Annotated in this window: 15 protein-coding genes; 1 reads left to right on the top strand and 14 read right to left on the bottom strand. The window is 61.6% G+C overall.

Annotated elements, in window-relative coordinates:
• Positions 1 to 42 precede the first annotated feature (42 nt).
• The 7 genes from GC127_RS15665 to GC127_RS15635 form a co-directional block, all read right to left on the bottom strand.
• Positions 43 to 1218 (bottom strand): ABC transporter substrate-binding protein, encoded by a 1176-nt coding sequence (locus tag GC127_RS15665; RefSeq protein ID WP_151978939.1) that lies wholly within the window; start codon positions 1216 to 1218, stop codon positions 43 to 45.
• A 42-nt stretch (positions 1219 to 1260) separates the two neighbouring features.
• Positions 1261 to 2040 carry a benzoate diol dehydrogenase BenD gene (gene benD / locus GC127_RS15660; protein WP_151978938.1) on the bottom strand — a complete coding sequence of 260 codons (780 nt, stop codon included), beginning with the start codon at positions 2038 to 2040 and terminating at the stop codon, positions 1261 to 1263.
• Positions 2037 to 3059 carry a benzoate 1,2-dioxygenase electron transfer component BenC gene (benC, locus tag GC127_RS15655; RefSeq protein ID WP_151978937.1) on the bottom strand — a complete coding sequence of 341 codons (1023 nt, stop codon included), beginning with the start codon at positions 3057 to 3059 and terminating at the stop codon, positions 2037 to 2039. The genes benD and benC overlap by 4 nt, the downstream gene beginning before the upstream one ends.
• A gap of 56 nt (positions 3060 to 3115) precedes the next feature.
• On the bottom strand, positions 3116 to 3601 hold the full coding sequence (gene benB / locus GC127_RS15650; protein ID WP_368074236.1) for a benzoate 1,2-dioxygenase small subunit: 486 nt from the start codon (positions 3599 to 3601) through the stop codon (positions 3116 to 3118).
• 54 nt (positions 3602 to 3655) lie between these two features.
• Positions 3656 to 5044, bottom strand: a complete 1389-nt coding sequence (gene benA, locus GC127_RS15645) for a benzoate 1,2-dioxygenase large subunit (RefSeq protein ID WP_008281974.1) — start codon at positions 5042 to 5044, stop codon at positions 3656 to 3658.
• Between the two features lie 40 nt (positions 5045 to 5084).
• Positions 5085 to 6233, bottom strand: a complete 1149-nt coding sequence (locus GC127_RS15640) for a muconate cycloisomerase family protein (RefSeq protein ID WP_302848604.1) — start codon at positions 6231 to 6233, stop codon at positions 5085 to 5087.
• Positions 6234 to 6431: 198 nt separating this feature from the next.
• On the bottom strand, positions 6432 to 6692 hold the full coding sequence (locus tag GC127_RS15635) for a DUF2312 domain-containing protein (RefSeq protein WP_008281976.1): 261 nt from the start codon (positions 6690 to 6692) through the stop codon (positions 6432 to 6434).
• Between the two features lie 134 nt (positions 6693 to 6826).
• On the opposite strand from GC127_RS15635, the gene GC127_RS15630 reads away from it, so the two are divergent.
• The gene (locus GC127_RS15630; protein ID WP_008281977.1) at positions 6827 to 7042 is read left to right on the top strand and encodes a hypothetical protein; all 216 of its coding nucleotides are present in this window, start codon (positions 6827 to 6829) and stop codon (positions 7040 to 7042) included.
• A 5-nt stretch (positions 7043 to 7047) separates the two neighbouring features.
• Here GC127_RS15630 and GC127_RS15625 read toward each other — a convergent pair whose 3' ends face one another.
• The 7 genes from GC127_RS15625 to GC127_RS15595 all read right to left on the bottom strand — a co-directional run bounded on the left by GC127_RS15625 (position 7048) and on the right by GC127_RS15595 (position 14220).
• Complete coding sequence (locus tag GC127_RS15625) at positions 7048 to 9012, bottom strand: enoyl-CoA hydratase-related protein (RefSeq protein WP_151978934.1); 1965 nt, start codon at positions 9010 to 9012, stop codon at positions 7048 to 7050.
• Between the two features lie 85 nt (positions 9013 to 9097).
• Positions 9098 to 9307, bottom strand: coding sequence for a hypothetical protein (locus tag GC127_RS15620; RefSeq protein WP_254700135.1), 210 nt, complete (start codon positions 9305 to 9307; stop codon positions 9098 to 9100).
• 90 nt (positions 9308 to 9397) lie between these two features.
• Positions 9398 to 9724, bottom strand: a complete 327-nt coding sequence (locus GC127_RS15615; RefSeq protein ID WP_008281980.1) for a TraR/DksA C4-type zinc finger protein — start codon at positions 9722 to 9724, stop codon at positions 9398 to 9400.
• 96 nt (positions 9725 to 9820) lie between these two features.
• On the bottom strand, positions 9821 to 10825 hold the full coding sequence (locus tag GC127_RS15610) for a FliM/FliN family flagellar motor switch protein (RefSeq protein WP_151978932.1): 1005 nt from the start codon (positions 10823 to 10825) through the stop codon (positions 9821 to 9823).
• A 78-nt stretch (positions 10826 to 10903) separates the two neighbouring features.
• Positions 10904 to 13588: a sensor histidine kinase gene (locus GC127_RS15605; RefSeq protein ID WP_081508318.1), complete on the bottom strand. Its 2685-nt coding sequence runs from the start codon at positions 13586 to 13588 to the stop codon at positions 10904 to 10906.
• The gene (locus tag GC127_RS15600; protein WP_151978931.1) at positions 13589 to 13855 is read right to left on the bottom strand and encodes a hypothetical protein; all 267 of its coding nucleotides are present in this window, start codon (positions 13853 to 13855) and stop codon (positions 13589 to 13591) included.
• A complete protein-coding gene (locus GC127_RS15595; RefSeq protein WP_008281984.1) occupies positions 13852 to 14220 on the bottom strand; it encodes a response regulator transcription factor in 369 nt (122 codons plus the stop codon). The genes GC127_RS15600 and GC127_RS15595 overlap by 4 nt, the downstream gene beginning before the upstream one ends.
• Positions 14221 to 14231: the final 11 nt, after the last annotated feature.

The raw sequence follows: 14231 nt of genomic DNA, 5'->3' as shown, positions 1-14231 counted from the left end.
TCCCGAAAGGGCCCGGCCAAGGATATGGCCGGGCCGCCTGTCTTAGTTGCTGACGGGGGCCGCCATCTCGCAGCCGTTGACCGGATCGGCCTCGGCGGGCAGCTCTGCCAGCACCTTTTGGGTCAGCCCATCGGTGCCTGCGATAGTCTCGTAGACATAGATCGGCTGCACGATGTTGTTGGTCGCGGGATCAATCGACAATGCGCCGCGCGGCCCGTCGAACCGCACTTGGCGCAGGGCGTTGGCAAGGCTCTCGCGATCCGTGGCACCTGCCTTGACCGCCTCGATCAAGGCGCGGCCTGCGTCATAGCCATGCACGGCGAATTCCGACGGCACGCGGCCTGTCTTGGCCGTGAAGGCCTCGACGAATTGCGCGTTGGCGGGGCTGTCGATGGTGGGCACGTAATGCAGGGCGGTAATCACACCCTCTGCCGCCGGACCTTGGGCATTGACATAGAGCGACGAGGTCAGGAAGCCTGAACCATAAAGCGGCAACTCGGCCTTGAGACCAAAGCTATCGTATTGCTTGACAAAGGAAATCGCCTCGCCGCCTGCATAGAACACGAACACCGCTTCGGCACCGCTTGACTTGGCCTGTGCCATATAGGGGCCAAAATCCTGCGTCTTCTGGAACGGGGTGAAATCCTGTCCGACGATCTCGCCGCCCGCAGCGGTGAAGGTCTGAACAAACCCGTCGATCATCTGGCGACCGGCGGCATAGTCGGGGGCAAGGGTATAGACCTTGCGGATGCCCTGATCATACATCCACTGACCCATCGGGCGGTTGACCTGCCCGTTAGAGAAAGACATGCGCGTGATATAGGGCGAGCAGGCCTCGCCTGTGGCCTCGTCATTGCCTGCGTTGGCAACGATCAGCGGCACGCCCGCGCCATGCACCATGTCGCGCACAGCCCCCAAGACGCCAGAGCTGACGATGCCTGAAATCACATCGACCTTGTCCTGCAGGATCAGCTTTTTGGCCTTGGCCAAGGCAACTGGCGGTTTCACTTCGGTATCTTCTCGGACGATCTCGAATGTCGCCGCAGTTTCAGACCCGAATTGCTCAAGCGCTGTGGTGAATCCGGCCTCGATATCATTGCCAAGGGCGGCATAAACGCCGGAAAAGGGCAAGAGCAGGCCAACTTTGATGTCTTGGGCTGTTGCGGGCATAGCAAAGCCAGTGGCAAGCCCGAGGGCCGCCAGAAATGCGCGTTTCATAGGGTAGTTCCTCCAGTTGGTGTTGAGACCCCTCCTCAGGGCCTATCCAAGATCGCCCCCGCCCACCGGCACTGTGACGCCGGTGATGTAAGAGGCCTCATCCGACGCCAGAAACAGGATCGGGCCTGCCTGTTCGTCGAGTGTTCCGTAGCGTTTCATCAGGCTCGATTGGATCGTCTGATCGACGATGGTCTGATACCAGTCTTCGCGCTGTTCTTCGGCGGCATTGGGGTTGCGCGGCACCGCGCGTGGCGGGGCCTCTGTGCCCCCCGGCGCGGTGGCGACCACGCGAATGCCGCGTTCCCCCACTTCCCAGGCAAGGCTGGCGGTGATCGCATTCACCCCACCCTTGGCCGCCGCATAGGGCACGCGGTTCAGACCGCGTGTGGCAATCGACGAGACATTGACGATCACGCCCGATCCCTGCGGCAACATCCGCTCGATCGCCGCCCGGCAGCAATAGAGCGTCGGAAAGAGCGAGCGGCGCACCTCGGCGTCAATCTCATGGGGCGCATAATGCTCATAGGGTTTGGCCCAGATGGTGCCGCCCACGTTGTTGATCAGAATGTCGATCCGACCCCAGATATCAATCGCCGCCGCCATGGCCGCGTCGCAGCCTTCCCATGTTTCCAGATCGACGTTGAGCGCTTGGGCTTCGCCGCCTGCGTCACGGATCGCTGTAACCACCGTGTCGCGATGCTCTGAGCGGTCCACGACCAGCACCTTTGCCCCCTCGGCGGCGGCGCGTTCGGCCACCCGGCGACCGATCCCTTGGGCCGCGCCAGTGACGACCATCACCTTGCCTGTGAAACGCGGTGTCATGCGGCGGCGGCCTCTGTCTCGGTCGGGTTGAATTTTTCGAAATGGAACGCGGCGGGTGTGACACCCAGTTGTGCGAAATGCGCGCGCACCGCGTCCACCATCGGGGGCGGACCGCAAAGGTAGACATCGCAATCGCCGCCATTCAGATCCTCTGCCGTCACGTGATCGGTGACAAATCCCTTGCGCGCGTGCTCTTCGTTTTGATCGGCCAGCACCGTGATTACGGTCACATTGCCAATAGCCTCGGCCAAGGCCATGACACGGTCGAGTTCAACCAGATCGGCGGCACGGGTTACGGCGTAGTAGAGCGTGATCGGCTGATCCGCGCCGTGCGTTGCCACCTGTTCCAGCATCGACAGGAAGGGTGCCAAGCCGGTGCCACCCGCCAACCACAGTTGTGGGCGCTCAATGGGCCGCAGGTAAAACGCCCCCATCGGCCCGGTCAGCGTGACGGCATCGCCAGCCGTGGCGCGTTCGCCCAAATAGCGGCTCATCAGCCCGCCCGGAATGTTACGAATGAGGAATGTGGCCTCGTCCGCGCCGGGGGCAGAGGAAAAGGAATACGAGCGGTGCGCCTCGGTGCCGGGCACGGAGATATTGACATATTGACCGGGCAGAAAGCCCATAGGCTTGGCCAGTTTGACGCGCAGGCCAAAGGACGTCTCGGACAGGCGGTCAACGCCCAACACCTCTGCCGATATCGCCTCGGGCGCGGTCTTGCACATGGCAGAGGAGGCAGGCACCCGGATCACGCAATCGCTCTGCGGCATCATCTGACAGGTCAGCACATAGCCCTCAGCCGCCTCATCCTCGGTCATCGCCTCGTCGAGGTAGAATTCCAGCTCATATTTGCCCTTTTCGGCAAAGCATTTGCAGGTGCCACACACCCCGTCACGGCAATCCATCGGAATGTTGATCTTTTGCCGAAACGCGGCTTCGGTGACTTTCTCGTCCTCGTCGCATTGAATGACACGGGTCACGCCATCCTCGAAATTCAGGGCGATATTATAGCTGGTCATGGCGGGCTCCTCCCCTCTTGTGGCGCGTCCCCATCGGGCACGCGCCGGTCTTGGCCTCAGATGTGGTAAACGTCGATCACATGGTGGATCTGGTCGTTCTTGAGCACGACCTTCTTATCGGTGATCAGCGGGTTTTTCCCTGTCACATCAATCGTGTAATAGGACGTGCCCCAGTGTTGATCGGTCTTGCCATAGCGATAGGTCAGCGTGTGCCAGTTAAAGCGCAGCGTGATCGTGCCCGCATCCCGGCTCAGCACCTCGATATTGGCAAGGTTGTGATTGGTGCGCGGCTCTGGCAGCGAGGTGGCCGAAGACCGATCTGTCTGAATGCGGAACACGCGATCCTCGATGCCCGAGCGGTCAGGATAATAGATCAGCGACATCTCGTTTTGCGGGTCTTCGGTCAGGAGATCCTCATCATCCCAGGCGGGCATCCAGAACGGGCAATCGGCATGGTAGAACGTCAGCCAATTGTCCCAGTCGCGATCATCAAGCGCGCGCGCCTCGGCGTAGAGAAAGGCTTGGATTTCCTCATAGTTCATGGTGGCCTCGGTGCTCTGGCGGTCTAGCGTTGCGGTGGTCATGGTCATCTCTCCTCACTCTGCCGCAACGGCGCTGCCGGGGGCGGTTTCGCGTTCCTTGGCGATGGCCTGCGCCATGCGCTCGGACCATTGCTTGTGCTGGATCACGAACAATCCCTCATCCTCGGTGCGGGCCCCCGAAAGGATCGGGTTCACACCAAGCGCCTTGGCATCCTCGTCCGGGCCGTGAATCCACTGGGTCGCGCCTCGGCAAATGTCATTCCACTTGGCATGGGCGGCACCGGCATAACCACGTTGCGTGGCGCGGAATTCCTCGGTGTCGTCGGGCGTGGCCATGCCAGAGGCGTTGAAGAAATCCTCATACTGGCGAATGCGGCGCGAGCGCGAGTCTTGGCTCTCGCCTTTGGGGGCGATGCAATAGATCGTGACTTCGGTCTTATCCACGCTGATCGGGCGGAACACCCGGATCTGGCTGCTGAACTGATCCATCAGGAACACGTTGGGATAGAGGCAGAGATTGCGCAGCACGCCCACCATCCATTCGGCCTTGGTGGCCCCATATTTCTCGGTCCATTCGGCAAGGCGCGGATAGTTGGGGCGATTGGTCGAGTCAGCCCATGTGGTCCACAAGAGGAGGTGCCCATTCACATAGGAATGAAAGCCGCCCTTCTGCTTGGCCCATTTGCTGGCGTCGGTTGCTTTGATCTTGTCTTCCTTGCCATCCGCCGTGCGGTGCGAGGTGGTGGCCACGTAATTCCAATGCACCGCCGAGACGTGATAGCCATCAGCGCCATTCTCGGCCTGCAATTTCCAGTTGCCGTCAAACGTATAGGTGGACGAGCCGCGCAGCACCTCGAGCCCCTCGTCGGATTGATCGACAACCATGTCGATCATCTTGCGCGCCTCACCGAGATACTCTTCCAGCGGGGCCACATCGGCATTGAGCGAGCCAAAGAGGAAGCCACGATAATTCTCGAACCGGGCCACTTTGGTCAGATCATGGCTGCCGTCCTTGTTGAATTGCTCGGGGTAGCCCGCGCCATTCGGGTCTTTGACCTTCAAGAGCTTGCCAGTGTTGGAAAAGGTCCAGCCGTGGAAGGGGCAGGTAAAGGTCTTTTGGTTGCGCCGCTTGAACCGGCAAAGCTGCGCGCCGCGATGCGAGCAGGCATTGACCAGCGCATTCAGATTGCCGTCCTTGTCGCGCGTGATCACGACCGGCGTGCGACCCATGTGCAGGGTGAAATAATCGCCGGGATTGGGGATCTGGCTCTCATGCGCCATATAAATCCAGTTGCCCTCAAAGATATGCTTGATCTCAAGTTCGAACAGTTCCTCATCGGTGAACATGTCGCGCCGCGCGCGGAAAATCCCCGCCTCGGCATCCTCTTGCACGATGCCGTCAAGACGGCCTTCCAGTTCGTCGAGATTGGATTGGGTAAACATGGTCTTTCCTCCTCCGGAAATGTCTTGGGTCTTGGGCCAGTTATTCACCGGCCACGGTTTTTAGGCTCCGCGCGCGGTCGCGGCGGAAAAAGTCGATCTTGTCGGGGTCGAGCGTCACGCCCAGGCCTGCGCCCTGCGGCACCTCGACGGTGAAATCCCGATAGACGATAGGGGTGGCCAGAATATCCTCGGTCAGAAGCAGGGGGCCAAAAAGCTCGGATCCCCACCGCAAGTCCTCAATCCCGGCAAAGAGTTGCAGCGCAGCGGCTGTGCCAAGCCCGGTTTCCAGCATGGTCCCGGCATACAGGCCCAGCCCCGCCGCCTGCCCAATCGCCACCACCTCGGACGCGCGTTTGATCCCGCCCGATTGCGCCACTTTGACGGCAAAGACATCCGCAGCACCCCGTGCCACGATGCTGACGGCATCCTCGGGCCCGTTCAGCGCCTCATCGGCCATCACCGCAATCTCGTGAGCGCGGGTCAATTCGCGCAGCGCATTGAGATACCGCGCGCGCACTGGCTGTTCGACCAATTCGCAGCCCACATCCTGAAGGCCCCTGAGGCCCCAGCGGGCATCCTGCAACGACCACGCCTGATTCACGTCGACGCGGATGCTGGCGGCGTCGCCCACGGCGGCCTTGATCCGCGCCACATGCGCCACATCCTCGGCGACGGCGCGCTTGCCGATCTTGAGCTTGAAGATGTTGTGGCGGCGCGCGGCGATCATCTCTTGTGCCTCGGCGATATCGGTTTCGGAATTGCCAGAGGCCAGCGTCCAGGCCACAGGCAAACGGCCATGCACCGCGCCCCCGAAAAGCTGCGCGACAGAGACGCCCAAACGCTTGCCAAGCCCGTCCCAAAGCGCGATTTCCACCGCCGCCTTGGCGATCCGGTTGCCCTTGACCAGATGGTCGACCAATTGGAGGGCACCGTTTACATCATCCGCCGACCGGCCCAAAAGCGCGGGGGTGATATAGGTATCAATCGCGGATTGGATGCTCTCTGGGCTTTCGGGGCCATAGGTCAGCCCGCCGATGGTGGTGCCTTCGCCGATCCCTTCGGAGCCATCCGAGAACCGCATCCGCACCAGAACGGCGGTCTGCACCCGCATCGTAGCCATCGACAGGACATGCCCCCGGATGGTTGGAATATCGAGGATCATCGTTTCGATCTGGTCGATCTTGGTCACGGCGTTCACCACATGTCAGTATTGCATTGAGGTGCAAATTGCCTGTGGTGGGGCATCAAGTCGATGATGCTGCGGGTCTTGGGTGATACCCGAACTGAAGGGTTGCCGGAACCTATCAGAGCGTCACGGACCTGCCAAAAAGACGAAAGGCGCGCCACTGGGGCACGCCTTCTGACTGAATCAGCGGATAGTACGGGGTCACATCATCCCAAGCGCTTCTTTATACATCTCGAGCACGGCTTCTTCTTCGGCGATGTCGTCCTTGTCGCGTTTGCGCAGGGCGATCACCTTGCGCATGACCTTGGTGTCATAGCCGCGCCCTTTGGCCTCGGCCATCACTTCCTTTTGCTGGTCGGCGATGTCTTTTTTCTCGGCCTCTAGCCGCTCGAACCGCTCGATGAACTGGCGCAACTCATCGGCAGTAACGCGGTAGTTGCTGTCAGAATTCATATCATCCATGGCCTGATCTCCGGTCGGTTGGGGTTTCTGACTAACGCTGTGCCGGATGCGGTGCAAGGGTCATCTGCGGCGCGGCTTGCAATGGCGGAAAAATTGCTCTAGCGCCGGGGCGATATCATGCGAAGGAGGTGGCGATGGAGTATATGATCTGGTCTGGGGCTGCCCTGTCGCTGGCTGGTCTGGCCACGTTGATGTGGTGCATCGTCAAGGTTTGGCGCGCGCGCAAGGCTGGTCTTTCGGATGATGACTTGCGGGCTGTGGTGCAACGGATCGTGCCGCTCAATACCGGTGCATTGTTCTTGTCCGTGATCGGCCTGATGATGGTCGTGGTGGGCATTCTTCTGGGGTGATCGCCTCAGTCGTGACGTCGGCCAAACATTCCCTCACCGTTCTTGACCATCTCGACCACCATCGGCGGCACCTGCCAGAGCGGGGTGCCCATCGTGGCCAGAGCCTTGAAATCCTGCAACATCGCCAGCATTCCGCGCTGATCGGCGGCAAACAACGGCCCACCGCGCGCGCGGTCATAGCCATAGACGCGCACCATCAGAACATCGAGATCCGAGGCGCGTTGCACCGCACCGCGCGCCAAAAGCTGCACCGCGGCCCCAACCAATGCGGCTTGCAAGGCGTGTCTTGGGGCCACCGTGCCCAATACCTCAGCCGGATCGCGCCCGGGTCCGGCAAGGTTTTTGGGCGGGCGTGGGCCCTCGCTCGGGTGGTCATAGAACCCCCGCCCAACCGCTCGGCCCACGGCCCCTTTGGCCAGCCGCTCGGCCAGAGGGTCATCCGCGCCGGGGGCAGGGCACCCAAGCCATTCCGCCACCGCACGCAGCCGGTTCGCGACCACCGGCAGCCCGTCAAAATCCATCATGAGGAAGGGTCCGGCGCGAAATCCAAGGCGCTGTGCCGCCTGATCTACCCGCTGGGGCGTCAGGCCAAGGCGGACCATTTCCAGCCCCGCGAGGCAAACCGCGCCCATCAGGATGTGACCCAGCCCCGGTCCCGCCGCAGGTTGCGCCGCGCGCACGAGTGTCACGCCCAGCCCGGTGCAAAGCTGCGCGAGACTGGCCACAATCGCAGGATCGGCGGTATCGGACACGGCCAGTTCCGCAAGCCGCAAGGTTTGCGCCGGTCGGTAAAGCCGTAGCCCCAGTGGCGCGCCCGCCAGCCCCCGCCCGTCATCGAGAGGCACGCTAAGCGTCCCGTCGGCAACCTCTGAGCCGCGTGTGCAGAGCGCCAGATCAACGGGTGCCATCCCGCTTGTCAACCGCGCGAGATGTGCAGCCCGGGTGGCGGCCTCTATCTTGCCGTGCGTGACCAATCCGTCGAGCGCGCGTGACACGCTGGCGCGCAGGTCGGGCGCATCGCTGCGCACCACTTTGCCGCCCTCTAGCAATAGCAGCGCCACATCCCCCAACCGCGCCCCGGCGAGGGCGATCCGGCTTATGTCGCGGGTGGCTGCCTGCGCGCGCTCGGGCATGCCTGAGGCCCGGCGTTCGGCGGCGTAGATGTGCCGCTGCGCGCGGGCTTCGGGGCTGCGTAAACGATCCTCAAAAAGCGTCGCTTCAAAGGCTAACCCCTGCGCAAAGGGCAAAAGCTGCGCCGCCTCGACCGCGCGCAAGATATCCGACGCGGCACCGTTCTGGCCCTTGAGCCGCTCAGCCACTGTGGCGATGGCACGCTGATAGCCCGCCGGGTCGGACAGGCCGCGCGTGGCCTCTTGGCTGCGACGCCAGTGGCCTTGGTCGGCCAGCTTGCCGGCAAGGTCGACCGCGGCGGGCAGGGGATCATCGGCGGTGACTTGGGAAAAAAGGCGGCGCAGCCGTGGATCGGTGGCGCGCAGGGTTTGCCCCGCCAACATCACCTCAAGCGCCACCTGCGCCCCCAAAAGGCGCGGCAATCGTTGGGTAACGCCGCCTCCGGGTACCATGCCAAGCGTGATTTCAGGCGACGCCAATCGCGCCTCGGCCTGTGCGATACGCGCGTGCGCTGCCAAGGCGAGCGCCAAGCCCGCACCAAAGGTTGGCCCGTGCAACGCGGCGATCACCGGCTTGGGAAAGTCCTCGATCCGCGTGCAAAGCGCGTCAATCCACGGCTCTGCCAGCGGCCCGTCGTATTCGGTAAGATCGACACCCGAAGAAAACCCGCTTCCAGACCCCGCAAGAACCACGGCGCGCACCTCAGCGGCGGTTGCCGCGTGATCCAATGCGCCCGCCAGTTCTGCGCGCAATTCAGCCGATAGGGCATTGGCCACGGGGCGATCCAGCAGCAGCACCGCCACCCCGTTACGCAAGTCTTGGCGTATTTGCCCGGTCACACTGCCTCACCCCTGAACGCTTCTACGCACAAGTTCTACGGGGAATTTCCCCATGCGCAAGCGTAGGAGGGAAAAAGCGGCGGATTCAGACCGGCATGTTGTCGAACTGCGCCTCAATGGCCTCGCATAACAGCATCTCGTGCAGGCTCTTGGTTTGGTCCGGGACGGCTATGCCTTCGTCATGCAAGCGCGCGATCATCCGGCGCAATTGCGGTTCCAGCTTGTGGCGGATGTTGGGATTGGCCTGCCCAATCTGATGCTCAAGGCGGTCAAGCTCGGTGCGCGTGTTGGTCATGATCATCCTCCCTGGTGAAATTACAACTATAGCGTGTTTTTGCTGTCGTTGGCGATAGTATAGAGACCTCGTAACAGCTGCGTGACTGGATCAAGAAACCTGTGCGGCACAGACCCGACAAAGCGGTGCTTCTGGAAGCACATCCAAACGCTCGACGGCGATCATTTCCTCACAGCGGGTGCAGGTGCCGAAACTACCTTTGCGAATGCGATCAAGCGCCGCACGGATTCGGCTGATTTCGTCCTGGCCTTGATGACCCAAATGCTCAAGCACCTCGTCACCTTCGCGCTCGATCGCGGCATCGTCCCAATCTTTGGATTTGGCCGAGTCGAGTTCTGCTTCAATGGCATGCAGGCGTTTGTCCAACTCACCGAGCCGCGCCATCAAGGCCAACCGATATCGTTCTGTGTCTAGCATCCGAAGCCTCCATGATTTTGACTATCCTATCAGACAGCCATGTTTCGGTCATTGATACAGGTCAAGAGGGGGGCAGATCGGCGTCATGGTGCCGGCTCATATGGTCTCCCGAGGCCGGTCTTGGCTCTCGATGGGGATTAGATCGGTGCCTCTGCGCGGCTCTGTCGGTAAAGGCTCCGGCTCGGTTTCGATAGAAGGTGGCAGGGGTGCCGCTGCGCCCGAAATCAGGCGCAATGCTCGCAATCCGTTCATCTGTCCAAGCTCTGCCGTGGCAACGATATGGCCGCGCGTGCCGACAAGTTGTGTGTCGTTCAGCGTCTCACGCTGGAAGGGCAGAAGATCACCGGGTTTGAGCGCCAGAATGTCACGTAAGGGCAGGCGCAACCGGGCCATGACAGCGTCAAGCATGACCGGTGCGTTGTTCACAACCTGTTCGAGATTTGCAGGGGCCTCGATTTTGGTGTTTGCGATCTTGCCCGAAGAGGCACGCGCCGGTGACGCGATCACGGGCAAGAGCAGATCAAGACGCCCCGTTTTTGCCCCCGGTCCCAGATCGACGGTGAGGCGTAGCAATTCGAAATCCGGGGCCACCAACAAGAGTGAGAGGCCGCGCAGATCCTCGACCATATCGCCAAAACCAAAACGGCGCGGTGGCGGCGCGTCGTGCTCTTGCGCCAGCTGACTTTCAAATTCTGTCAAAACTGCATCAATCAAGGGCGCGACCATCGCCGCGTCTGTGCGTGTGGCGGCGCGCGGCCGTGCCAATCCGGGGCGCACGGACCCGGTGGTCTGCACCTCGATCAGCCCGGCGAGGAATTGCGAATCAAGACAGAGCGCGCCGCGTGCGCCCCCATCCCCCTCGAGCAGCACCAAGAGCCCCGCATCACCCAAGCTGCGCCCGACGTGGGCAAGCGGCACGCGCATCTGTTCGACCGTGGCCACAGTCAGGCCAAGGCCAAAGAGTGTATCCGCCGCACGCGCCAAGGACAGGCGCAGCGCCTTGACCGGTGTCATCTGGCGGCTGTCGGATCCGTCTCTTGCGGCCTGCGCCATCCGTTGAATGACCGAACTGTGATCCTGCGATCCCATACCCTGCGCCATCGCCCCTTTCTGAAGCTCTCGGGTGGACCCTAGGCAGGCTTGGTTACGATTTCATTTAAGCGGAGCAGAAATTTTGGCCTATTGCGCTGCCATGCGGGCGCTTAGTGGCAGGGTCACGCGGAATGCGGCACCCTTTTGCCCCGGCAAATAGCTGACCGCGCCCCCCAACCGCGCCATAATCTCGCGGCAGATCGCAAGGCCAAGGCCCGCGCCGCCCGCCTTGTGCTGGCCGATACGCGAGAATTTCTCAAAAATCACGGCCTGTTGTGCGGGGGCGATGCCCGATCCGTTGTCAGTAAAGTCGATCACCAGTTCCCCATCGACGACCGCCGTACGAATCGTCAAAATCGGCGGTTGCCCGTCGCAATATTTGCGCGCATTGGCGATGAGATTGATGAATACTTGCACCAGCCGGTCCAGATCTGTGGTCAGGGCCACCGCCTCGGCCATGCGGTCGCGCATGACACGAAGCGTGCCACCCTGCACCCCGGCGGCGCGTTCCGCCCGGTCCAGCAGATCAGCCAGCGAACCGGTCTGCACATGCAGCACGACTTGGCCGTTTTCCAGCACGCTCAGATCCAAAAGATCATCCAAGAGCCGCGTCAGGCGCACGGCCTCGTCATGGATCACTGACGCATATTTGCTTTGCTCCTCTGGGGTAAGATCGCCGGTATCGCGCAGAATTTCCGAGAATGCGCGGATCGAGGTCATCGGCGTGCGCAGCTCATGACTGATCTGGCTTAGGAATCCGTCCTTTTGCACCGAAAGCTGCGTCAGTTTCTCATTGGCCTGTCGCAGTTGCCGCGCGGTGCGGACCAGTTCCTGTGATTTTGCCTCAAGCTGGCTGGAATATTCCATGATCTGTGCGGTTTCATCCGCGACAGCCATCAGATCTTCCACCGAGACCGCGGCCCCGCCGACGATCTGACTGATCATCGCATGGGCCGTGGCAGCCCCGACAGAGCCCGACAATTCGCGCTCCAGCTCTTGCAGAAATGTGGGGCTGGGTTCGGGCAGATAGCCTGCCAAGCCTTGCCGCTGCGCCGCTTCTGCAAAAAGCGCCTGCGCTTCGGTCGCCCCCATGATGCGTTGTGCCATGATCAACAGATCTTCGCTTTGCGCCATGCCGCCGGTCCAGCCGCCGGGCGTACCTGAATGATCGAACACATTGACGAATTGCGCCCCCTGCAACCGTTCCACAGGTTGAGGAAAGCTGAGCAGCGAGCCAAGGACAAAGGCGGCGGTGTTGAGCAGCAGTGACCACAGCACCGCATGCACCACCGGGTCCATCCCCTCAGAGCCAAAGAGCGCGCGGGGCCGCAGCCAGTGCAGCCCAAAGAGACCCTCGTCAAATACCACCTGGGGCAGCACCATTGAGGGGCCAAAGCTGGGCAGAAATAGGCAGTAGATCCAAACCACCGCCCCCACGATAAGGCCCGCCAAGGCCCCCGTGCGCGTGGCCCCTCGCCAAAAAAGCCCCCCCATCAGCGCGGGCATGAATTGCGCCACGCCCGCAAAAGCGATCAATCCAATCGCTGCTAGGGCGGTTCCGCCCCCAGAGAGCCGAAAATAGACATATCCCAGCAGAACGACACCGGCGATGCTCAGCCGACGTGCCAAAAGTGCCACGTGGCGCACGTCCCCGGACACCATTGCCGCCCCGCCCGAAAAATAAAGCCAAAGTGGCATCACCACATGGTTTGACACCATGGTCGAGAGCGCAATCGCCGCGACGATCACCATCGAGGTGGCGCTGGAAAAGCCACCCAGAAACGATAGGATCGCCAGCCCGTCGCGTCCGTCCATCAAGGGCAGTGTCAGCACGAAAAGATCGGGGTTCGCTCCTTCAGGCATCAATTCCAGCCCCACCGCAGCGATGGGCACGACAAAGAGACTCATCAACATGAGATAGGTGGGAAACGCCCATGCTGCGGTGCGTAAATGGTCTTCGTCCTCGTTCTCGACCACCATCACCTGAAACATACGAGGGAGGCACAGGAAGGCCACTGCCGACAACATCGTCAGACCAATCCAGCGACTGCCCGAGACTTCAAAGTGGGCAATAGCCGAGGCATCAATCCGGTCGAGCGTTGCAGCCACTCCGCCCGACAGGCCCCAGACTACGAATATTCCTACCGCCAACAGCGCGCAGAGCTTGACCACCGCCTCAAGCGCGATGGCCATGACCACGCCATGATGTCTCTCGTTCGCATCCAGATTGCGCGTGCCAAAGAGAATGGTGAACAGCGCCAGCCCCCCCGCCACCCAAAGGGCTGTGGAGTGCATGTCAGGCAGGGTTGTGGCGGTGAGATCGGTTTCGGCAAACGCTGCGAAGGAGAGGGTGACGGATTGTAACTGCAGCGCGATATAGGGCGTCGTGCCGATCACCGCGAGAACCGTTACGATCACCGCAAGTAGGTTGGACTTGCCGTAGCGCGAAGATATCAGATCCGCGATCGACGTGATCCGCTGGCTACGGCCCACGCGGACCATCTTGCGCAGGGTCCACCACCAGCCGATCATGATCAATGTCGGCCCGAGATATATTGTCACAAACTCCAGCCCCGAGCGCGCGGCAAACCCGACGGCACCATAGAATGTCCATGCCGTGCAGTAAATCGACAGGGACAACGTGTAGACATAGGGCGACCGCAGCCAGCTTCCGCGCCCACGCAGCGCTGCGCGATCCGCAGCAAAGGCCACGGCGAAAAGAAAGACCACGTAGAGGATGCAAACAAGGATGAGGACGTTTAAGGTCGTCATCTAGCGCTCCTGTGAACCCTTCGGGTCTTCCTCGGTGTCCGTTGGGCGTAGCCGCGCCGAAATAACGCCCGCGATCACGGCAAGCACGATCCAAAGGCTAAAGATATAAAACATGGCCCGCGTGGTGCGCACCCCTTCGGTTTCCCACAAGAGCGGCACCGAGAACAGCACCGCCCCGGCAATCGGCAGCATCCGCGCCGCGTCTGACAGCCGCCGCAACCGATAGGTGCGCCGCGCCAGAAACATCGGGCCGCGCTCGGCGCTCATGGCACGACCAGCGCCCGCACCGCTGCCAGCACATCGGCATTCGAGAACGGCTTGGTCATGTATTGGCTGGCCCCGGCGCGCTCTGCCATCTCGCGATCCTTGGTCTGGCCGCGCGCCGTCAGCATCAGAACCGGCGTATCACCATAGACGGCATCGGCGCGGATTTCCTGAAGGATGTCAAAGCCACTCTTGCCGGGCAGCATCACGTCAAGAATGATGAGGTCGGGCGCGCGGGCGCGCACGGCGTCCATCGCATCATGGCCATTGGCGTGGGTCTTTACCTCCCAGCCATCCCGCGAGAGGATAAAGCTGACAGCTTCGATGATGTTCGGCTCGTCCTCGATCACCAGAACCCTCTTCGTCATGCAACCGGCCT

The sequence above is a fragment of the Roseovarius sp. EC-HK134 genome, from assembly GCF_902498815.1.
Lineage (GTDB): Bacteria > Pseudomonadota > Alphaproteobacteria > Rhodobacterales > Rhodobacteraceae > Roseovarius > Roseovarius mucosus_A.
Note: the sequence above shows the minus strand (reverse complement) of the source record. Positions and strands in the feature narration are given on the sequence as shown.